A 22,089-nucleotide genomic window follows, 5' to 3' on the forward strand; every position below is an offset into this window, starting at 1 on the left:
GTTCGCGCTGCCCCTCATCCGTCCTTCGGACACCTTCTCCCCGTGAAACGGGGAGAAGGAAAAAACGCTGCCGCAGAAAAATCTTTCCATCACCCCAAGGATTGGTCATTAGCGTTCGTCCAACAGGCAAATGACGGCGATGATGCTGGACGACAGCGAAGCCTCCGATGCCGATTTGATCGGGCGGGCGAGGGGCGGAGACAGGGGGGCTTTCGGCAAACTGGTCGAAAGGCACTATGGCTTCGTCTATCGCGCCGCCTATCGCTGGTGCGGCAGAAAAGCCGACGCCGAGGACATCGCCCAGGATGTCTGTGTGCGGCTCGGCCGCGCGATCCGCGACTATCAGGGCAGCGGCGCCTTCACCACATGGCTCTACGCCATGACGCTGAATGCTTCGCGCGACATGATGCGCAAGCGCGCCCGCGACACCGCCAAGACCGATGCCTATAGCGCCTATGCGTCGATCGCGGGCGAAGCGCGGGCGGAGAGTGACGATCCCGCCGAAGTGTTGTGGGCCGCGGTACGGATGCTGCCCGACAAGCAGCGCGATGCGGTGCTGCTCGTCTATGGCGAAGGTCTCAATCACGCGGCGGCGGCGGAGGTGATGGCGATCTCGGAGACGACGGTTTCCTGGCACATCCATGAAGCGAAGAAACGGCTGAAGGTGCTGATGCGTTCAGCCGGGGAAGTGTGACCATGGTCGACGACAACGAACTCGAAAGGCTGAGCGACATCGCTGTACCGGCGCCGGACGGCGAGGCGAAGGCGCGCGCGCTGGCCGCCGCAATGCAGGCGTTCGACCTCGATGAAAAAAATTCGACGGCCTCCCAAGGAACGTCCGCAGGCCTTCGTCTCACGGAGCGAGCACAAAAGCTCTGGAGAGACATCATGCAACGGAAACTCATTGCCACCCCGGCCATTACCGCGCTGGTTGCGCTGCCTATCGCCGGCTATGCCGCTTTCGAGATACTGAAGGAGCAGCCGCCCGTCATTACCGGCAACGGCAAGATCACCGAGACGCTGGCCGACAAGCCGGTGGCGCAGAAGCCCGCGCCGGCGCAACCGGCGATCAACGAGCCGCTGGCGGCGGCGCCGGCGAAGGAGAAGAAGACCGACGCTGACGCTGAGACCCGGGCCAATTCACAAATGGTGCCGGCAGCTCCCAAGCCGGCGACCGAGGTCGACAGCCTGCTCAAGCAGGAGGCGGCGCCTGAAGCCGAGCCTGCCCTGCAACCCGCGCCAGCGGAGAGTGGCCAGCTCGCGGCCGGCGGCAAAGACGGGGTAGGGGTAATTGCGGGCTATTCCGCGAAGCGGAGCGCCGACGAGTTGCAGCGGGCCGACAAGGCACCGGCCGGTGTCGCTGCCGCCATACCGGCATCTCCGCCCACGGCCGCCGATTCCAAGCTGATGGTGCAGCCCGCGCCCATGCCGGCTGATCAGATGCAGCCCCAGGAGGAAAACCGCGACCGCATCGAGACCTTCAAGACCAACCCGGTCCATGAGACCGCGCAGGACCCGGTCTCGACCTTCTCGATCGATGTCGACACGGCCTCCTATTCCTTCGTGCGGCGCTCATTGAAGGAAGGCAGTCTGCCGGACCCGGACACGGTTCGCGTCGAGGAGATGATCAACTACTTCCCCTATGACTGGAAGGGGCCGGATTCGGCGTCGACGCCGTTCAACTCGACAGTCACCGTCATGCCGACGCCGTGGAATGAGCACACCAAGCTCATGCATGTCGCTATCAAGGGTTTCGACGTGAAGCCGGCCGAGCAGCCCAAGGCCAACCTTGTCTTCCTGATCGATGTGTCGGGCTCGATGGACGAGCCGGACAAGCTGCCGCTGCTCAAATCGGCCTTCCGCCTGCTGGTCAGCAAGCTCAAACCCGACGACACCGTCTCGATCGTGACCTATGCGGGCAATGCCGGCACGGTGCTGATGCCGACCAAGGCGGCGGAAAAGCAGAAAATCCTCGCGGCCATCGACAATCTCGAGCCCGGCGGATCGACGGCGGGCGAAGAAGGCATTCGCGAAGCCTACAAGCTTGCGCAGCAATCCTTCGTCAAGGACGGCGTCAACCGCGTGATGCTTGCCACCGACGGCGATTTCAATGTCGGCCAGACCGATGACGAGGATCTCAAGCGGCTGATCGAGAGCGAGCGCAAGACCGGCGTGTTTCTCTCGGTGTTCGGCTTTGGCCGCGGTAACCTGAACGACCAGATGATGCAGAGCATCGCCCAGAACGGCAACGGCACGGCCGCCTATATCGACACTTTGGCCGAAGCCGAGAAGGTGCTGGTCGAGGATGCCTCCTCGACGCTGTTCACCATCGCCAAGGACGTCAAGATCCAGGTCGAGTTCAATCCGGCCAAGGTTTCTGAATATCGTCTCGTCGGTTATGAGACCCGGGCGCTGAAGCGCGAGGATTTCAACAACGACCGCGTGGATGCCGGCGATATCGGCTCGGGCCATTCGGTGACGGCGGTCTATGAGATCACGCCGAAGGGCAGCGGCGGCGAGCAGGTCGATCCGCTGCGCTACGGTCAGGCCAAGGTCGACAATGGCGGGGTCGCCAGTGCCGACGAATATGCCTTCGTCAAGATCCGCTACAAGCTGCCGAGCGAGAATGTCTCGAAGCTGCTCACCACGCCGGTGACAGCTGCCAACGAGGTCAAGTCCTTCGACGCGGCCGGCGCCGACCAGCGTTTCTCGGTCGCCGTCGCCGCCTTCGGGCAGAAGCTGCGCGACGAGGATCAGACGGCGAATTTCGGCTATGACCGGATCGCCGAGATCGCCAATGCCGCGCGCGGCGCCGATCCGTTCGGCTACAGGGCGGAGTTCCTGTCGCTGGTGCGCCTGGCCTCATCGCTGGACGGCAACAAGTAGAGCGTGGCGAGTTTAATGAAGGGCCGGCGGGACTAAGCGCATCGCGGTGCGACGCGCTTAGGTCTTTTTTGATGCATGTCGTTGCCCCGGAACCGCTGCACACTTCTGGGCGACATGCATTGTCCCGCCGGCCTTTCTTGCGATCATTAAATTGCGCGGCTTTTCCGGAACCTCGTCGCAATTAACTTTTGTTAGTTCGTACTCATGGAATTTTGGGGGACCAGCAGTGCATATCACGACAATCGGCAATGCGAACGCGACGGCGGCCAATGCGCCGGTGCGGGGATCGCCGGCGGCTTCGGCTGAATCGGCGCGCATCCGAAACGATGTCGATGCCGCCCGCAACACGGCGCTCTCGGCACTTAACAATGACCGGTTTCGCGTGATGCTGGAGCAGATCAGCGACCCCGGCGCATCGGGCACCCTGATGACGATGGGCGCCGACAGCCAGAACGTCGTCGATTTCAATACGGCGCTGTCGCGCTACGCCGAAAACAGCAAATAAGCAGGCCCGTCAGGCGCGGCTGCGCCTGCGTTCGCGCCTGCCTTCGCCGGCTTCACCAGCGCTTGCCGTCTTGTTGCGCATGGGGCCGATGCGCTCGATGATCGTCTCGACGGTCGGCCGCGACGCCTTGGTGTGCGCGTCGAGCGCCTTGCGCATGGCGGCGAGGTGCGCGAAGGAGGTGCCGCAGCAGCCGCCGACGATCTTCGCGCCAGCATCGACCGCCAGCCGCACATAATCGGACATCAGCTCCGGCGTGCCGGAATAATGGATCTCGCTACCGCGGAATTCCGGAATGCCGCAATTGCCCTTGACGATCACGATCGCCTCCGGCTTCGCCTCGGTCATGTCAAGCAGCGAAGCGAGGATATCGGAAGCGCCGACGCCGCAATTTGCACCGACACCGAGCGGAGCCTGCGACAGGCCATCGACAACGCCGTGGATGTCCTTCGGCAGCAGGCCCATCATGGTGCGGCCGGCAGTGTCGAAGGAGCCGGTATAGGTATAGGGCAGGCCGACGCGGATGGCGGCTTCGGCCGCGGCGCGGATCTCGTCGGGCGCCGACATGGTTTCGATCCAGGCGACTTCGGCGCCGCCGGCCCTGAGGCCTTCGATCTGCTCCGCAAAGGCATCGACGGCGTCGTCATAGGTCAGCGCGCCGAGCGGCACCAGCAGCTCGCCGGTCGGGCCGACGGAGCCGGCGACGATGACCTTGCGGCCGGCCTGGTCGGCGACGGACCGGGCGATCTCGGCAGCGCGTTTGTTCAGTTCGTGCACACGGTCCTGCGCATGATGCAGCTTGAGCCGGTGGCGGGTGCCGCCGAAGGAATTGGTGAGGATGATGTCGGCGCCGGCATCGACGAAGTTCTGATGCAGGCTGGCAATGGTCTCGGGCGCCGTCTCGTTGAGGAGTTCGGGCGCTTCGCCGGCCGGCAGACCCATGGCGAACAGGTTGGTGCCGGTGGCGCCGTCGGCCAGAAGCACACCCTTTTCGGCCAGCAATGCGTGGATGGGGTTGGTCGCGGTCATGGCCATTAGCTTTCGTATTTGGAATTCAAATAACGATATAAAGAAGTCTTTATGTCCAGTCAACGAGCTTGCGGCCGGGAAGACCTTATAGGCCGGCGTGATCTCGACCTCGATCTCAGTGCAGGCGTCACCATTGGTCGGATGGTGGTCGACGAGGCAGGCAAGCGCTCAGACAGCGCCTGACGGGAAGGACATTGCGGCCAGCTTCTGCGCGAAGCTCGCCGCCTCATGCGCGTTGATGTCGGCGGCGCGGATCAGATTGTCGAAATGGCTGGTGAGGGTGCGGATCGGCTGGGTGGCGTTCAACACCAGATACATGTCACCGACATAGATGGCAGCGCGGTAGGGGCCGAAGATCGTGTAAGGGATCGAATAGCGCATGCGTCCATCATAGAGGAACAGGCGGAAGGTCGGGTAAAGGTCGTCAAGCAGCGCTGCCATGTGCAGCAACTGGGCACGCCGGTCGGCTTCGGGAAAACGATCCCAGACGCCGAGACCGCGCGCGAAGATCTCCAGCGTGTGGCGCGGCATGCAGACCTCCATGTCGGTCTCCGGCCGACGGTTGTAATCGATGCGGTACTGCGTTTCGCCGGCCTGCGCCTCACGGCTCTTGTTGGTTATCCCGGCCTCATATTCGACCAGCGCCTCGGTGCGCAAAAGGTCGGGGATGCCTGCCGGCACGTAGCGGATTTTCGTGCCTGCCGCCTCGGCATGCCACTTGGCCAGCAACGTGCGGTCGAAACCGTCCGGCGCCTCCTCGATCTCCAAGCTCTCTCTGATTTCGCCAGTGACGCCCTCGTCCTGGGAGAGGCCCAGCAGCCAGTCGAGCGACACCTTGAACTCGGCCGCGATGTTGAGAAGCGTCTCGGCACGGGGCAGGCGGGTCGAGGCGCCTGACAGGAGCTGCGACAACGCCGAACGATCGATGCCGACGGTGGCCGCGAAGGCCGACTGGTTAAGGTCGGATCTTGTCAAGAGCATTTTCAACCGCTCCCGGAAGAGGGTCGACAGATCGCGCTTGTCCATCACGCTGCTCCTGCTTCGGAGAGGAAAAATTTGCGCCGAGACCGCTTTGAACACGGCTCAGGCGGAAATGAATCCCCATATTTGTTTACAATGTATAACATATGCGGCTGAAAATGCGCACTCGCAACAGTTTGTGCGCATTGTCGCGTTGATGTCACGATAGGCTCCTGACACAATGCTGTCAGGAATCGAGGGGTTCCGGCGACTGAAAGGCAGTGGTCGATAGCATGGCAAGCGTGAATACCGGCATGAACAAGAGACGTAGCAGCACACCGGCAATCGAATGGCCGACGGTATTCCTCGCACTCTTCTGCTACGGCGCATGGCTCGCCGCGGGCTTGCTCCTCTGGCCATCCCATCCGCTGATCGCACTGATAGTCCTGGCAGTGATCCTGGCATTGCAATCCTCGCTGATGCATGAGGTGCTGCACGGCCACCCGACCCGCAGCGCCCGCATCAACGAAGCCTTCGTCTTCCTGCCGATCGGACTTGTCTGGCCGTTCCGGCGCTTCAAGACCATCCACCTTCGCCACCATGCCGACGAGCGACTCACCGATCCGCTCGACGACCCGGAGAGCTACTACCAGGCGCTCTGGATGCATGAGGAACTGCCGCCGGCGATGAAGTTCCTGCTCAAGGTCAACAACACCATGGTCGGCCGCCTGATCCTCGGCCCGTGGCTGTCGTCGGTCGGCTTCTTCATCGATGACGCCAAGCAGATCGCAGCGGGCGACAAGGCAATCCGCAAGGCATGGTTGCTGCACGCCATCGGCATTGCCGTGGTTGCGCCGATCGTTACCTTCGGCTTCGGCATCCCGCTCTGGCTCTACGTGCTGGTGCCGGTCTGGCTCGGACAGTCGCTGATTTCGGTGCGCACCTATGCCGAGCATCAGTGGTCCGAACATCCCGAAGGCCGCACCATCATCGTCGAACGCTCGCCGCTGTCGTTTCTGTTCCTCAACAACAACCTGCATTTCGTGCATCACAAGAGCCCGACGGTTGCTTGGTACAGATTGCCGAAGCTGTTTCGCGAGCGCCGCGAAGAATGGCTGCGGATGAACAACGGCTATGTCTATCCGAACTATCTGGCCCTGATCAAATCCTTCGCCTTCAAGGCCAAGGAGCCGGTCATCCATCCGGTATTGCGCCGTTCGCCCGAACCTGGCCGCGCCTTCAAGCCACGCGTCAGGGCGCGCAATGTCAACGGGCTCGGAACGGCGCCAGTTCCGGCGGAGCCGCCGAAGGAGTAATCTCGGCTTTCCGCGACCGCTTTTTCGCGGCGGAACGCAGGCGCCCGAAGATCGCCTGTCTTTGAAAGCTATTCGACATGAGCAAGTTCGTTGCGGCCCTGCCGATGTATGATTGGCCCGAAACGCGTGGCGAGGTCGACGCGCAATGGGCGCTTCTCCGCGACGCCTTCCGGCAACGCGGCATCGATGCGCCGGAGTCTGTCGTGCGCAGCAATCGCGAGCTGCCGGCGGTGCCCGGCGGCATCCTCGACGCTGCAGGCGAGCTGATCGCGCCCGACCCGGCGACGCTGCCCCCGGACGAGTTCGATTTTCACCAGCTGTGGCTGAGCCCGGCGCTGCTTTTCGGGCAGACCTGCTGGGGGCCGATGGAGCTCGGCCTTGCCCGGCATGTGCGGGTGGTTGCCCAGCCGAATTACGATGCCTTCGAAGGCGGGCAGGGAGAACTCTATTCCAGCGCGCTGGTCATGGCCGCGGATGGCGGATCCTCGGTCGCCTCGCCGCGGGACGGCAAGGCGCTCATCCCGATCGATCTTCTGCGCGGCAAGCGCTTCACCTTCAACAATCCCGATTCGATGTCCGGGCTGATCGCGCTGACGCGCGACCTGCAGGCGATGGGCGAAAGCCTGGATATCTTCGCCTCGTGCGGCGAGAGCGGAGGCCACCGGTCATCGATCGTGGCGGTCGCGGAAGGCCGTGCCGATATCGCGGCGATCGACTGCGAAAGCTGGGCGCTGGCGCAGCGTTTCGAACCGGCTGCGCGGGGCGTCAAAGTCGTTGGCTGGACGGCGCGTCGCAAGGGCCTGCCCTATATCACCGCGAGGACCATCCCGGCCTCGGTCGTTGCCGCGATGCGCGAGGCCGTCGCGGCGGTCGAAGGCGGCGCGTCAGAGCAGCCGCTCGTCCAGAGGGTAGGCTGACAGTTTCTCGTTGCCGGTCTCGGTGATCAGGATCTGCTCCTCGATCTTGACGCCTTCGCGCCCGCCCAGCCTGCCGATATAGCTTTCGACACAAAGCACCATGCCGGGTTCGAGCACGCCGTCCGGCGTGTCGTCGGTCCAATCGCTTGCGTGCGGCAGTGTCGGATATTCGTCGGCCAGGCCGACGCCATGGTAGAGCACGCCGTAGCGGGCAGGGAAACAGTCGCCCGGAGGCACGGCCGAGCGCTCGACGAGGTCGCGGAAGGAGATGCCCGGCCGCAGCAGGTCCGTGTTGTGGGCGATCTGGTCGGCGGCGATGCGGAAGAGGTCGCGCTGCTCGTTCGACGGTTGCCCGTCGCCGCAGAGCCAGGTGCGTGAAAGGTCAGCGCAGAAGCCATAGGGGCCGATGAGGTCAGTGTCGAAGGCGACGAGGTCGCCACTCTCGATGACGCGCGAGGAACATTCCTGGAACCAGGGATTGGTGCGCGGGCCGGACGACAGCAGCCGCGTCTCGATCCATTCGCCGCCGCGCGCGATGTTGCCGCGATGCAGCTCCGCCCATAATTCGTTCTCGGAGATGCCGGGCTTCAAAGCTGCTTCCATCTCGCCCACCGCCGCCTCGCAGGCGACGATCGAACGGCGCATGGCAAGGATCTCGTCCGGCGATTTGATAAGCCGCGCATCTTCCATCACCGCCTCGCCGTTGCCGACGGAAATGCCGCGACGGGCGAGTTCTTCAACCCCTTCCGGATTGATGTGGTCGATGGCAATGCGGCGATTGCCGCCTCCATGCTCGGCAACGAGTTCAGCGATGCCGCCGGCCCAGCGGCGGACCTTCGCATCGGTCAATTCGCCGCTGTAGAGATACATCCAAGACACCGCCGGCCGCACCTCGTCGACGACGCTCGAATGATCGGACAGGTGCTCGCAGGAAAAATAGTCGAACAGCACCACCGGGCCTTCGGTGGCGACGAAACAGTGGCGCGTCGGGTTGTGCGCGACCCAGAGCTGCATGTTGGTAGAGTCCGTCGCGTAACGGATGTTGACCGGATCGTAGAGCAGGGCGCCGGCATAGTCGCGGCGCTTCAGCTCGGCACGGATGCGCTCCAGCCGGTATTTGCGCATGGCGGGCAGGTTGGGCGCCGCAATGCCGGCCGCCGCCCATTCGGCTTCGGCCTGCGCGCCATAGCCCAGCACATGCTGGTTGAGCGAGGCCGCCTTCTCGCGCGAGGCTTCGCGCAGCGCTTCGACCGAGCCGGGCTCGAAGGGCATGATCTTGCGGTGGCGGCCGAAGCGTTGCTTGTCCATTCGTTCCCCTGAAACTTACGGCGCGGTCTTCTTGTGCAGTCTGGTGATCGTGACCCTGCGCGGCGGGAAGCCGAGCGCCTGCGGCACCTCGACAGTGCGGTGGACGGTGTCCATCGCATAGCCGGCCTTCGCCATCTCCACGAAAACATCCGAGACCGGTTCCCTGTCGTTAGCGAGCACAAGCACCGCCGGCTCGCGGATGAGGCGGGCGAAATCCGGTATCTCGTCATCAAGCACGATGAGGTCTGCGTCGACGAGGCGCAGATTGCCGACCCAGAACCAGCTCGAGACCACGGTCTTGACCGGACCGTCGGCGCTGATCTGGTCGTAAAGCGACCGGTAGTCCATGCGCACGATGCCGCCACGGCTGTCGCCGCCGTTCACGTGCATGTACCAGCTTACCGGCAGCACAAGGATGGCGAGCACCGCGCCGACGAAGACGATGGTTGCTTGCGCTTTTCCGCCTCTTTGACCGATCGCGTCAAAACGCATGGCAAGGGCGGCGGGCAAAAGGACGAATATGGGCAGCACCCAGCGATCGCGAAACTGGGTGATGCCACCGACCAGAACCACCACCAGCGTGACCAGCAGGGCAAGGGCGATCGTGCGCCACAGCAGCTTTTCGGGCCAGCGCGCCGGCTGTGGCGTTGTCACGGTTTTTCGTGCGACCAGGAAAAACGCGACGGCAACGATAGCTATCGGCAGACCCGCGAAATTGAGCATCGCGTTGCCAAGCCCCCGCAGCGCGAACGCCGCCGTCTCCAGGAGGCTGTCGCCTTGGCCAGCGCCGAAGCCGCCGCTATGCGCCAGGAAGTCATCCGGGTGCGCGATGTTCCAGTAAAGCGTCGGCAGGCAGGCGAGGGCCGCCACGGCCACGCTGACCAGGAAACGGCGGTCGAAGATCGCCTCACGCGTCTCGCGAACCGACAGGGATGCCAGGAACAGGGAGGAAAGGAAGATGACGATGTTGTATTTCGACAGCATCGCAGCCGCCGTCGCCAGGCCGAAAAACGCATAGGCGATGGCCGATCGCCGCTTTTCCACCTCGACCAGCGCGAGAAGCAGCACCGAGGTGAAACAGAATATGGCGACCGAGTGGGTGAGGGCATGCTGCATCTCCCAGAAGATCTGAGGAAACAGAAGCAGCCCGAACATGCCGGCGGCTGCGGCGCGGTTCGAGTAGCCGAGGCGGCGTATCGCGGTGAAATACGCCGCCAGCCCGGCGGCCAGCAGGCCGTATTTGACGATCTTGAGGGCAAGGACGCTGGTTCCGACCACCGAGGCCGCGAGCATGGCGAGCCAGGTGTATAAAGGCGGCTGCGAGCTGCCGTAGCCGGCGGACAGGAACCGCATTTCCATCAGCTGCTCGGAATCGTCGACGCCGACGCCGGTGCCCGCGACATGGGACAACAGCGCCATCACCACGATCTGGATCAAGCAGTAGAGGAGGGCAAATGCGACCGCGGCGCTGAAGGGACCGACCCATTCATCGCAGAGCCAGTCGGTCCATTTCTCTAACTGCCGCAAAGGGATCGTCTTCTCATGCTGATGCGCCGGTAGCAGGCTCGACCATGCCATGGCAACCGGCTCAATCCAACAATAGCGGGCGCGTCAGGTCCGCATCTTCTCGCCGCTCGGGTCGAAGGGCGGCTCGACATTGATGCGGGCCGGGCGGCGGTGGCCGAGGATCTCGATCTCGAACAGGCCGGCGCTTTCGTCCTCGGCGAGGGCAGCGGGCACGTAGCCTTGCGCCATCGACTTCTGGACGTAATGCGCATAGCCGCCCGAGGTCACCCAGCCGACGACACGCCACTCGCCATCGACGATGCCGCGCACGGCCGATGCCCCTTCGGCCGCTTTGGAGCCGCGCACTTCCTTACCTGTCGTGTCGAAGCGCGGCGCGCCATAGCCATGCGGCTTCTCGACCGTGCCGAAGTCCTTGCTGACCCTGGCCCAGATCGGCTCGTCGCCCATAACGTCGGCATCGATGGCGTCGACGATGAAGGAGACACGGCGCAGCTTCGGACCTCCGGCATGCTCCTTGGCCGAAGCCTCGCGGCCGATGAAGTCGTTCTTCTCGAGCTTGATGAAGCGATCCATCGAGCCTTCGAACGGTCCGTAGATCGGACGCAGCTCGCGGAACCAGGTCGGGAAGTTCTTTTCGAGGCGCATGGAGAGCAGCGCGCGCATGCCGAAATCGACAATGCCGAATTCCGCGCCGGCTTCCTTGATCGCCTTATAGACCAGGCGCTGGTAGGCCGGCGCCATCCAGATCTCATAGCCGAGGTCGCCCGTATAGGTGATGCGGTTGACCATGCAGGGCGCGCCGCCGACTGCCATCTCGCGGAAATCCATGAAGCGGAAGGCCTTGGTTGAGACGTCGACATCGACCAGCTTCTGCAGCAGGTCCCTCGATTTCGGACCGGCAATGGAGAGACCCACCAGCGTCTGGTCGAAGCGATGGATGCGGACGGAACCGTCCTTGGGCAGATGCTTCTCGAACCAGCGCATATGGTATTTCTGCGCTGCCGACGAGCCCCAGATCATGAAGCGGTCCTCGCCCGATTTGGCGATGCTGAAGTCGCCGATCAGCTTGCCGAATTCGTTGACCATCGGGGTCAGCACGATGCGGCCGGTCTTCGGCATGCGGTTGGTCATCAGCCGGTTGAGGAAATCCTCCGCGCCCGAGCCGGACACCTCGTATTTGGCGAAGTTGGCGATCTCGGTAACGCCGACTTTCTCGCGCGTGGCGCGCACTTCCTCCCCGATCGGGCCGAAATCGTTGGAGCGATGGAAAGAGACAATGTCCTTCGGCTCCGTGCCCTTCGGCGCGAACCAGAGCGGGGTTTCCAGGCCCCATGAATCGCCCATGACGGCGTTGTTGGCGAGCATGGTGTCGTAGAGTGGCGTCGTCTGTGCCGGACGCGCGGCCGGCAGTTCCTCGTTCGGGAAGCGGATCGAGAAGCGGCGCGAATAGTTCTCGCGGACCTTGGCGTTGGTGTAGCGCAGGCTCGCCCATTCGCCGAAGCGGGCGACATCCATGCCCCAGACGTCGAAACCCGGATCGCCATGCACCATCCAGTTGGACAGCGCCAGGCCGACGCCGCCGCCCTGGCTGAAACCCGCCATGACGGCGCAGGCACACCAGAAATTGGTCAGGCCCTGCACCGGGCCGACCAGCGGATTGCCGTCGAGCGCGAAGGTGAAGGGGCCGTTGATGATCTGCTTGATGCCGGCCTTTTCGATGCCGGGGAAATGCTTGAAGCCGATCTCCAGCGACGGCGCGATGCGGTCGATGTCGGGCTGCAGCAGTTCATGGCCGAAATCCCACGGCGTGTTGACCGGCGACCACGGCTTGCACGCCTTCTCATAAGTGCCAAGCAGGATGCCGTTGCGCTCCTGGCGGGTGTAGATCTCGCCCTTGAAGTCGAGCACGCCGATCATCTCGCGGCCGGTCGACTTGTTGAATTCCTCGACCTCCGGCATCGGCTCCGTGAGGAGATACATGTGCTCCATCGCCAGCACCGGCAGCTCGACGCCGACCATGCGGCCGATCTCACGCGCCCACAGGCCGCCGCAGTTGACGACATGCTCGGCATGTACCGTGCCCTGCTCGGTGACGACGTTCCAGGTGCCGTCCGGCTGCTGCGTCAGGTCGACGACGCGGTTGCGCAGCACGATCTCGGCGCCGAGTTTCTTCGCCGCCTTGGAATAGGCGATGGTGGTGCCGGAAGGATCGAGATGGCCCTCGACGGGATCCCACATCGCGCCGACGAAATTCTTCTCGTCCATCAGCGGGAACATTGCCTTCGCTTCCGAAGGCGTGATCAGCTCGGTGTCCATGCCGAGATAGCGGCCCTTGGCGTGTGCCAGCCGCAGGAAGTCCATGCGTTCGGGCGTGTCGGCCATCATCACGCCGCCGGTGAGGTGCAGCGAGCAGGACTGGCCGGAGAGCTCCTCGATCTCCTTGTAGAGCTGGACCGTGTAGGCCTGCAGCTTGGCGACGTTCGGATCACCGTTCAGCGTGTGGAAGCCACCCGCCGCATGCCATGACGAGCCGGAGGTCAGCTCCGAGCGCTCGATCAGCATGATGTCTGTCCAGCCGGCCTTGGCGAGATGATAGAGCACCGAGCAGCCGACGACGCCGCCGCCGATGACAACCGCTTTTACATGAGATTTCATACAGATAGGTCCGTCTTGTGCAATGTGGAGTCAGAAATGAAGGCGAGCGGCGGGCAGTTGCCCGACCGACCGCAGATCAGAAATCCGTCGGCGCGCCGCCTTCGGCGCGGCGCTTCTCGACGAAGTCGTTGAGTTCCTCGCGGATGGCCGGATCCATATACGGCTCCTCGTAAGCGGCAAGGCGCTCCTTCCACACCTTGTTGGTGCGTTCCATTGCCGTCGGCGAGCCGGCCTCGGTCCAGGTCTCGAAGTTGCGCCAATCGGAGACGATCGGCGAGTAGAAGGCGGTCTTGTAGCGCGCCTGCGTGTGCTGGGTGCCGAAGAAATGGCCGCCCGGACCGACCGACTGGATGGCGTCGAAGCCGAGCGCGTCTTCGGAGAGGTCGAGCGGGGTGAGGTATTCGGCCACCATTTGCAGAAGATCGATGTCCAGGATCGTCTTTTCGTAGGAGCAGCGGAGGCCGCCTTCCAGCCAGCCCGCGCCATGCATCATCAGGTTGCCGCCGCCCTGGATCGCGCCCCACAGCGAAAAGACACTCTCATAGGCGGCCTGCGCGTCGACCGTGTTGGCGGCACAGGTGTTGGAGGTGCGATAGGGGATGTTGTAGCGGCGGGCGAGTTGGCCGCCGACGAGCTGCGCCTTCATGTATTCGGGCGTGCCGAAGGCCGGCGCGCCGGACTTCATGTCGACGTTGGAGGTGAAGCCGCCATAGCCGACCGGCGCGCCCTTCTTCACCATCTGCGCGAAGGCGATGCCGGAGAGCGCCTCGGCATTCTGCTGCACCAGCGCGCCGGCGACGGTGACTGGCGCCATGGCGCCCGACAGCGTGAACGGCGTGACGATGACAGCCTGGCCCATGCTCGACATCTGGATGATGCCCTCCATCATCGGCACGTCGAGCTTGAGCGGCGAGTTGGTGTTGATGATGGTGAAGACCGAGGGTTCGGCCATCAGCTGCTCACGGCTGATGCCACGGGCGATGCGGGTGATCTCGATGCCGTCGACATTGCGTTCCTTGCCGAGCGAATAGATGTGGAAGACCTTGTCGGTCAGCATGGCGAGATCACGGATGCATTCCAGATGGCGAACCGAGGGATGGATATCGATCGGCTCGACCGGATAGCCGCCGGTGCAGTTCAGGATGTTGTGCATCTGCGCCAGGCGCAGGAAGTTGCGGTAGTCGGCCTGGTTGCCGGGCCGGCGGCCGCGGTCGAGGTCGGAGCAGTTCGGCGCCGAGGCCATCATCGACAGGATGACGTTGTTGCCGCCGAAGCGCAGATTGTGCGCCGGGTTGCGGGCGTGCAGCGTGAATTCCGACGGGCAGTGCGAGACGAGCTCGAGGATCATGTCGCTGTCGAAGCGCACGCGCTCCGAGCCTTCGCGCACATCCGCGCCATGCGCCTTCATGATGCGGCGGGCTTCGTCGTGCAGAACGTCGACGCCGATCTCCTTCAGCACCCGCAGCGAGGCGAGGTGGATCGATTCCAACTCGTCGTCGGAGACGAACTTGGTCGGCGTCAGCGGGTTCTTCAACTGCCGGAAGGCGGGCTGCTCGAAAGCGGCCGCGCCGCCGGCGCGCTTGCCCGCGCGGCCGCCACGGCGGGCGCGATCGGTAGCCGGTGCCGGTTCGGCGGGAAGGAGGGCAGCGGTCATGAAATGCCTCGTCAGGGTCCGTATTTGGCCGGCATAATGGACCGGCGGCCATGCAGCCGGTGAGGAGGCGGCGACCACTAGGGCGAGGGAAGCGACATGCCGGGACGGCAACCGGGCGCCTGCCGTTTCGCTACGTGAAGCCTGTTACATTCCCGTCTTTTACTTTTGCTATACTTGCTGGCCGAGCATCTTGAGGGGGATAGCGATGCCTGACGTCATTAAAGTGCGCGCGGCGACCAACAACGAGGTCGCGTTTCTGGCATGGGATATTGATGGGATGATCCCCGGCTGCCTCGGCTTCGAGATCGTCCGCCTCTATCCCGATAGCGGGGAGGAGCGTTGCCTGGCGGCGTGGGTGCCGTTCAAGGGACAGCGCAATCCAAGATGGATACCGCAGGACACCGGGGTGTGGCCGGTGCAGAAGACGTTCTGGCGCGACCTGACGGTGCGCCGACGCCGCGATAGTATCGATCTCAGGCCGGAGGGCGAGATGATCGCCTACCGCGTGCGGCCCGTCGGCGACATGAAGCCGGGCCTCGAACCAGTGCCGGTGCGTCCCGATCAGGTCGTGGATGGCAAGCCTGCCTATACGGGTACTCCGCGTCCGCTCGGCTATCTCGGGCAGGGCGCCGTCAGTCCGCCGATTTTCCTCGGGCAGATGTTCGGCAAGGCGCGGGTCGCCTTCACCAATGGTGTCTTGTCGACGCAATGGATGTCGCGCGCGCTGGCGGAAGCCGGCATCAAGGTCGGGCAGCGCGACAAGATCGCGGCCGAGCTGCAGAACCCGGCAAGCAAGATACGCGCCTATCTGCATGGCGATGTGCCTGACGTGCTTACCAGCCTGATGAAGCGGGCCAAGAGCGAAGGCGGCACCGTCAGGCTTGCGCTCTACGAGCTCGGTGACGGCGAATTGTGCGACGCGATCATCGCCGCCAAGGACGTCGTGGAGGTCATCCTTTCCAATTCGGGCCGGGACGACAAGACCGGGAAGTGGGACTTGGGCAACGCGCCGTTCAGGAAGCGCCTGCATGACGCCGGCGTCGTGGTGACCGATCGCCTGTTCAACAACAACCATATCGGCCACAACAAATTCGCCGTCTATCGCGATGCCCAGGGCGATCCGCGGGCGGTGATGACCGGCAGCACCAACTGGACCTCGACCGGTATCTGCGGCCAGTCGAACAACGCCTTCGTCCGCGACGATCCGGCAATGGCCAAGGTGTTCAATGCCTATTGGGAGCGCATGAAGACCGACGTTTTCCCGCCGCCGGCCAGCGAGAGCGCCGCCGGACATACGGCGCAGACCCAAGGCGTGCCGTTCCGCAAGGACAATCACATGGCGAACCCGTTCGACGGCGCGACGGCAGCGCTGGACGGCATGACGGTCTGGTTCTCGCCGAACGACCCGGAGCGCAACAAGAAGGATATCTCGGTGCGCCCGGTCGACCTCGAGGACGTCTTCGCCCGCATCAAGGCGGCGAAGCGCGCGGTGCTGTTTCTCGTGTTCAATCCTTCGCTGCTCGGCGAGAACTCGATCGTCGACCAAGCGGTGGCGGCGGCGAAAGCCGATCCGAAGCTGATCGTGCAGGGGGCGATCAGCGACGAAACGGCGATGCCCAACTACGTCGCGCCGACCAAGGATCCGGTCACCCACAAGTCGAACAAGGACGGCAAGTCGCCCTTCGTGTTCCCGGAAAAGGTCTGGGAGGCGCCGAACGTCTCGATCGTCAGGGCGGCGAACTTGACCGGCGCGACGATCGCCCGCGATTTCCAGGCGGAAGTGCTGACCGTCGGTCACGCCATCGTGCACGACAAGATCGTCATCATCGATCCGATGGAAGACAATGCCACCGTCATCACGGGCAGCCACAACCTCGGCTACAAGGCCTCCTACGAGAATGACGAGAACCTGGTGATCGTGGAGGGCGATAAGACGTTTGCCGCCGCCTACGCGGTGCACATGCTGGATGTCTTCGACCACTACAAGTTCCGCGCCTGGCGCCGGACGATCGGGAAGGGGCCTTCGGACGACGACGGGATTTCCGTCGACGACAAATGGCTGAAGCCCTATGCCGACGGCAAGAAGGGGGCCATCGCCCGCTACTTCCCGTAGCAGCCTCCGCCGGCCCCGCCCATGCGGGCGGCGGTTGACGCAAGCGGATTTCGCCGCCGGCCTGACCGGCCCGGCCGAGGCTCCTGACAGGGTTTGGCTGGAGCAAGCGGTTTTCGCGCGCGAGGGCTTACGGCTGCCCAGGCGAACGGCTAAGGCTGCCGGCCGAGGACAGCCATGAGCACGGCGGATTCAAAGAGCAACGAGAGGGTACAGTGGGCCGCGATCACCGGCGTGATCGCGACGGTGTCGGTGTTCGCCATCGCGCAGGGCCTCTCCTATCCGCTGCTGAGCTTCATCCTGCAGCGGCAGGGCGTTTCGCCGGCGATGATCGGGCTGTCGGCGGCGATGACGCCGATCGGCTTCATCGTTTCCTCGCCGCCAATTCCGGCGTTGGCGCGCCGCTTCGGAGCGGGGCGCACCGCGCTCACTTGCGCGGCGCTCTCGGCGCTGGTGCTGGCGCTGGTCGGCTGGACGCAGAATGTCTATCTGTGGTTCCCGCTGCGCTTCCTGATCGGCGTGGTGACCAACCCCCTTTATGTGCTCAGCGAAATCTGGGTGATCGCGCTGGCGCCGCCGTCGCGGCGCGGCCGCGTCATGGGTATCTATTCGACAATCATCTCGGCGGGCTTCGCGGCCGGGCCGCTCTGCCTGCTCGCCGTCGGCACCGAAGGCTGGCCGCCTTTCCTGGTTGGCATCGGCGCCTTTCTCTTCTGCGGCGCCTGCCTGGCCGCGGTGGTGCGCCGGCTGCCTAAGGTCGACGAGGCCGAGAACAAGGTTTCGGTGCTGGGCTTCATACCGTTGGCCTGGCTGCTTTTGTCGTCGGTCGTCGTCGCGGCCGGTTTCGAGCAGGCGATACTGGCGCTGCTGCCGGTCTATGGAACGCATCACGGCATTCCCGAAGCGCGCATGTCGGCGCTGCTTTCGGTGATGATCGCCGGCAACATCGCCATGCAGGTGCCGCTCGGCCTGCTCGCCGAAAGGCTGACGGCGCGCCTCGTGCGCTTCGGCTGCGTGGCCGTGACCATCCTTGGATGCGTGCTCTTGCCGGCGCTGATCGAGACGCCACTGATCTGGGTCTGCGTCTTCGTCTGGGGCGCGGTGTCCTACGGCATCTACACGATGTCGATCATCGAGCTCGGCGAACGTTTCAGCGGCTCGGCGCTGGTCGCCGGCAATGCCGCCTTCTCGCTGATGTGGGGCCTTGGCGGCATCATCGTGCCGCCGCTCACCGGCGGTGTCATGGATGTGATTGGCGCCCCAGGCCTGCCGGTCACGCTGGGCGTGATTTGCGCCGGTCTAGCGGTGGCGACGGTCGTGCGCCGGCGGGTTTTGTGACCGATCTCGCCAAGGCTCTTGAATATCCAAGCAGCGAACGCGATGTAGGCGGGGCCGCCAGATGGAGACCCGCATGACCAGCACGATGACCAAAACCCAGCCCGAGTCGACGGCTGACGATCCCTTCCTTTGGCTGGAGGATCGCAACGGAAAGCAAGCGCTGGACTGGGTTCATCGCCAGAATGCGCTGACGGTGGCCGAATTGCAGGGCGACCCTTCCTATCAGCCGACCTTCGAGACCGCGCTCGATCTGATGACGGCCGAGGACAATATGCCGGTCGGGGCTGCACTTGCCGGTCACGTCTATAATTTCTGGCAGGACAAGACCAATGCGCTGGGCCTGTGGCGGCGCACGCCCGTCGCTTCCTACAAGACCGAGAAGCCGGATTGGGAGACGATCATCGATTTCGATGAACTCTCGGCGAAGGAAGGCGTGAAATGGGTGTTCGGCGGCGCCAGCCGGCTCTATCCCGATTTCAACCGCTGCCTGCTCTACATGTCGCCAGACGGCGGTGACGCCAGCGAGATGCGCGAGTTCGATATCGCGACGAGATCCTTTGTCGAGGGCGGTTTTTCCGCGCGCGCGTCCAAGTCGGGCTTTTCCTGGCTGGACAAGGACACGGTGCTCGTCTCGGCGGCGTTCGAGGAGGAAGACAAGACACAGTCCGGCTATCCGCGCGTCATAAAACTCTGGCGGCGCGGCACGAAGCTCGAGGACGCGGCGCCGATCTTCGAGGGCGAGAAGCAGCATCTCGCGGTCGGCGGCGGTGTCGAATATGACGGCGACAAGCGGCATGTGCTGCTCGGTAAGACGCTCGACTTCTTCACCTCGCACAGTTTCCTGCGACTGGCTTCGGGCGAAAGCAGGCGCATCCCGCTGCCCGACGACGCCACCGATACGGCGATCTTCAAAGGCCAGCTCGTCTTCGGGGTGCGCAGCCCGTGGACGGCGCCTGACGGCACACGTTGCCTGCCTGACGGGCTTTACTCGTTCGATTTCGACCGGTGGATCGACACGGGCGAGTTCGGTCCGTTCGAGACCGTGCTCGCGCCGGCGCATCGTGTTTCGATCGCGGGGCTGGCCAGGACGCAGGACCGGCTGTTCATCAACCTGATGGACAATGTGCGCGGCAAGGTCATCGCCTGCGATCGTATCGGCAACAGCTGGTCGCTGAAGCCTGTGGCGCTGCCCGACAACGGCAATGTCGGCATCAGCCATGCCGAGCATTTCGGCTCCAGCGTGTCTTTCTCCTTCACCGACTTCCTGACGCCGAGCTCGATCATCTGGTCGGACGACAATGGCGAGACGCTTGAAACAGTGAAGTCGCAGCCGGCCCGCTTCGATGCCTCGCCCTATGTTTCGGAGCAGTTCGAGGCGCGCTCGAAGGACGGCACGATGATCCCGTATTTCGTGGTCAGGCGCCGCGACCAGAACGGACCGGTGCCAGCGCTGCTTTATGGCTATGGCGGCTTCGAAGTGCCGCTGCTGCCTGGCTATGCCGGCATTCGCGGCAAGCTCTGGCTGGACAAGGGCAATGCCTATGTCCAGGCCAATATCCGCGGTGGCGGCGAGTTCGGTCCGGCCTGGCACCAGGCGGCGCTGAAGGGCAAGCGCCAGAACGCCTTCGACGATTTCGCGGCGGTGGCCGAGGATGTGGTCAGGCGCGGAATCACCACGGCGGCGCAGCTCGGCATCCAGGGCGGCTCCAATGGCGGCCTGCTCACCGGCACGTCGCTGACGCAGCGGCCGGAACTGTTCGGCGCCGTCATTATAGACGTGCCGCTGCTCGACATGCTGCGCTACACCGAACTGCCGCCCGGCGCCTCGTGGATCGCGGAATATGGCGATCCGTCGAACCCGGAGGAGGCGGCCTGGCTTAGCGCTTATTCGCCCTATCAGCATGTCGCTGCCAATGTCGCCTATCCGCCGGTGCTGCTGATGACCTCGACCGCCGATGACCGCGTCCATCCTGGCCACGCGCGTAAGATGGCAGCGCGGCTGCAGGAGGCAGGTCATGGCCGGACGCTCTTCTTCGAGGAGACCGAGGGCGGCCATGGTGGGCGCGGCGACCGTCGGCCGCAGGCGGCGCAGACGGCGATGCGTTACATCTTTCTGCAGCGGTCGCTCCGTAAGACTGCATGACTGGGGTGGCTTGAATTTTGGGCCTCGGGCGGCATAAGCTGCCGCCATGATCCGCTTCAGCACATCTGGCGCCTTCGGGGTCGCGGTGACGCCGTCACCTCGGACCCTTCGCGCCGAGCTTTTGCGGCTGTGCGCCCGCATCGGCTATTCGCCGCCCGCTTTCCTCTGAGAATCCGCCCCGGCCGTTGCCGGATTGATTCAAGAGGAAAGACCAAATCCATGACCTATCAGAACTATTCGCTGAAGCAGCTTCAGCAAATCGACGCCGCGCATCACCTTCACCCCTTCACCGACCACAAGGAACTGCGCGAGGCGGGCTCGCGCATCATCACCCACGCCAACGGCCCGTTCATCTACGATTCCGAGGGAATGGAGATTCTCGACGGCATGGCAGGCCTTTGGTGTGTCAATGTCGGCTACGGTCGCGACGAGCTGGCCGAGGCCGCTTACGCGCAGATGAAGGAGCTGCCTTACTACAACTCCTTCTTCAAATGCTCGACGCCGACGCCGGTGCTGTTGTCCAAGAAGCTGGCGGAGCTGGCGCCGAAGCATGTCAGCCAGGCCTTCTACGGTTCCTCCGGCTCGGAGGCCAACGACACGGCGCTCAGGCTCGTGCGCCACTACTGGGCGCTCGAAGGCAAGCCCGAGAAGAACCGCATCATCTCGCGCAAGTCGGCCTATCATGGCTCGACCATCGCCGGCACCTCGCTCGGCGGCATGGAGCCGATGCACAAGCAGCTCGGCGGCGCGGTGCCCAACATCGTCCATGTGATGATGCCTTACGCCTATGAGCTGGCGCTGCCGGGCGAGAGCGACCACGATTTCGGCATCCGCGCGGCCAAGGCGGTCGAGGACGCGATCCTGGAAGCCGGCGCCGATAAGGTCGCCGCCTTCATCGGCGAACCGGTGATGGGCGCCGGCGGGGTAAAAATCCCGCCGATGAGCTACTGGCCGGAAGTCGAGCGCATCTGCCGCAAATACGATGTGCTGTTGATGCTGGACGAGGTCATCACCGGCTATGGCCGCACCGGCGAATGGTTCGCGGCGCAGACCTTCGGCATCGAGCCCGACACCATCACGACCGCCAAGGCCCTGACCTCGGGCTACCAGCCGCTGTCGGCGCTGCTGGTCGGCGACCGCGTCGCCAGGACGCTGGTGGAAAAGGGCGGCGAGTTCTATCACGGCTATACCTATTCCGGTCATCCGGTGGCCTGCGCGGTGGCGCTCAAGAACCTCGAGATCATCGAGAAGGAAGGGCTGGTGGAGCGCGTCAAGAACGACACCGGGCCGTATTTCGCGCAGGCGCTGCAGGAGCGGATCGCCGGGCACAGGCTGGTCGGCGAGGTGCGTTCGATCGGCCTGATGGGCGCGATCGAGATCGTCAAGGACAAGGCGACCAAGGAGCGTTATCTGCCGTCGGGAAGTGCGGCGGTCGTGGTGCGCGACCATGCGATCGCGAACGGCATGATGCTGCGGGCTACCGGCGACACGATGATTCTCTCGCCGCCGCTGATCTGGACGCGCGACACGATCGACATGGCCTGCGAGCGCATCGCCAAGGCGCTCGATCTCGCGGATGCGGATTTGCGTAAGCGCTGAGGGGCATCCAAGCTCCGTCGTCATCCACGGGCGAAGCAAGGAGCGAAGCGACGCAGCGCAGACCCGAGGATCCATGCCGTTACATCGACGCTCCGCCAGCAGTGCAGAATTCTGCCCCGCTGCGCCCTGCGTCCGAGGTAACGGA

15 protein-coding genes are annotated in these 22,089 nt (G+C 64.0%); 9 read left to right on the forward strand and 6 right to left on the reverse strand.

Going from position 1 to position 22,089, the window contains the following annotated elements; all coding sequences use genetic code 11:
* Positions 1 to 130 precede the first annotated feature (130 nt).
* The 3 genes from EN852_RS07230 (at position 131) to EN852_RS42210 (ending at position 3,391) form a co-directional block, all read left to right on the forward strand.
* Positions 131 to 694: a sigma-70 family RNA polymerase sigma factor gene (locus EN852_RS07230; RefSeq protein WP_127874229.1), complete on the forward strand. Its 564-nt coding sequence runs from the start codon at positions 131 to 133 to the stop codon at positions 692 to 694.
* A 2-nt stretch (positions 695 to 696) separates the two neighbouring features.
* A complete protein-coding gene (locus EN852_RS07235; protein WP_127874228.1) occupies positions 697 to 2,886 on the forward strand; it encodes a VWA domain-containing protein in 2,190 nt (729 codons plus the stop codon).
* A gap of 151 nt (positions 2,887 to 3,037) precedes the next feature.
* Entirely contained in the window at positions 3,038 to 3,391 is a 354-nt protein-coding gene (locus EN852_RS42210; RefSeq protein WP_246694204.1) for a hypothetical protein, read from the forward strand.
* A 9-nt stretch (positions 3,392 to 3,400) separates the two neighbouring features.
* On the opposite strand, the gene bmt is transcribed toward EN852_RS42210, so the two are convergent.
* Both bmt and EN852_RS07250 read right to left on the reverse strand, forming a co-directional pair.
* Positions 3,401 to 4,417: a betaine--homocysteine S-methyltransferase gene (gene bmt / locus EN852_RS07245; RefSeq protein WP_127874416.1), complete on the reverse strand. Its 1,017-nt coding sequence runs from the start codon at positions 4,415 to 4,417 to the stop codon at positions 3,401 to 3,403.
* Positions 4,418 to 4,585: 168 nt separating this feature from the next.
* A complete protein-coding gene (locus EN852_RS07250; protein WP_127874227.1) occupies positions 4,586 to 5,443 on the reverse strand; it encodes a helix-turn-helix transcriptional regulator in 858 nt (285 codons plus the stop codon).
* A 248-nt stretch (positions 5,444 to 5,691) separates the two neighbouring features.
* On the opposite strand from EN852_RS07250, the gene EN852_RS07255 reads away from it, so the two are divergent.
* Both EN852_RS07255 and EN852_RS07260 read left to right on the forward strand, forming a co-directional pair.
* Entirely contained in the window at positions 5,692 to 6,693 is a 1,002-nt protein-coding gene (locus EN852_RS07255) for a fatty acid desaturase (RefSeq protein WP_127874226.1), read from the forward strand.
* Between the two features lie 77 nt (positions 6,694 to 6,770).
* Positions 6,771 to 7,610, forward strand: a complete 840-nt coding sequence (locus EN852_RS07260) for a PhnD/SsuA/transferrin family substrate-binding protein (protein ID WP_127874225.1) — start codon at positions 6,771 to 6,773, stop codon at positions 7,608 to 7,610.
* Here EN852_RS07260 and EN852_RS07265 read toward each other — a convergent pair.
* The 4 genes from EN852_RS07265 to EN852_RS07280 all read right to left on the reverse strand — a co-directional run bounded on the left by EN852_RS07265 (position 7,578) and on the right by EN852_RS07280 (position 14,754).
* Positions 7,578 to 8,918, reverse strand: a complete 1,341-nt coding sequence (locus EN852_RS07265) for a Xaa-Pro peptidase family protein (RefSeq protein WP_127874224.1) — start codon at positions 8,916 to 8,918, stop codon at positions 7,578 to 7,580. The two genes, EN852_RS07260 and EN852_RS07265, sit on opposite strands and share 33 nt — an antisense overlap.
* A gap of 15 nt (positions 8,919 to 8,933) precedes the next feature.
* Positions 8,934 to 10,496, reverse strand: coding sequence for a glycosyltransferase family 39 protein (locus tag EN852_RS07270; RefSeq protein ID WP_127874223.1), 1,563 nt, complete (start codon positions 10,494 to 10,496; stop codon positions 8,934 to 8,936).
* A 33-nt stretch (positions 10,497 to 10,529) separates the two neighbouring features.
* The gene (locus EN852_RS07275; RefSeq protein WP_127874222.1) at positions 10,530 to 13,100 is read right to left on the reverse strand and encodes an FAD-dependent oxidoreductase; all 2,571 of its coding nucleotides are present in this window, start codon (positions 13,098 to 13,100) and stop codon (positions 10,530 to 10,532) included.
* Between the two features lie 76 nt (positions 13,101 to 13,176).
* Positions 13,177 to 14,754 (reverse strand): trimethylamine methyltransferase family protein, encoded by a 1,578-nt coding sequence (locus EN852_RS07280; RefSeq protein WP_127874221.1) that lies wholly within the window; start codon positions 14,752 to 14,754, stop codon positions 13,177 to 13,179.
* A gap of 205 nt (positions 14,755 to 14,959) precedes the next feature.
* Between EN852_RS07280 and EN852_RS07285 the strand changes: the two genes are divergently transcribed.
* The 4 genes from EN852_RS07285 to EN852_RS07305 all read left to right on the forward strand — a co-directional run bounded on the left by EN852_RS07285 (position 14,960) and on the right by EN852_RS07305 (position 21,944).
* A complete protein-coding gene (locus tag EN852_RS07285) occupies positions 14,960 to 16,867 on the forward strand; it encodes a phospholipase D-like domain-containing protein (RefSeq protein WP_127874220.1) in 1,908 nt (635 codons plus the stop codon).
* Between the two features lie 174 nt (positions 16,868 to 17,041).
* Positions 17,042 to 18,202 carry an MFS transporter gene (locus EN852_RS07290; RefSeq protein WP_127874219.1) on the forward strand — a complete coding sequence of 387 codons (1,161 nt, stop codon included), beginning with the start codon at positions 17,042 to 17,044 and terminating at the stop codon, positions 18,200 to 18,202.
* A gap of 73 nt (positions 18,203 to 18,275) precedes the next feature.
* Positions 18,276 to 20,345 carry a prolyl oligopeptidase family protein gene (locus EN852_RS07295; RefSeq protein WP_127874218.1) on the forward strand — a complete coding sequence of 690 codons (2,070 nt, stop codon included), beginning with the start codon at positions 18,276 to 18,278 and terminating at the stop codon, positions 20,343 to 20,345.
* Between the two features lie 219 nt (positions 20,346 to 20,564).
* A complete protein-coding gene (locus EN852_RS07305; protein WP_127874217.1) occupies positions 20,565 to 21,944 on the forward strand; it encodes an aspartate aminotransferase family protein in 1,380 nt (459 codons plus the stop codon).
* Positions 21,945 to 22,089 lie beyond the last annotated feature (145 nt).

This window comes from Mesorhizobium sp. M2E.F.Ca.ET.209.01.1.1, assembly GCF_004010375.2.
Classification (GTDB): domain Bacteria; phylum Pseudomonadota; class Alphaproteobacteria; order Rhizobiales; family Rhizobiaceae; genus Mesorhizobium.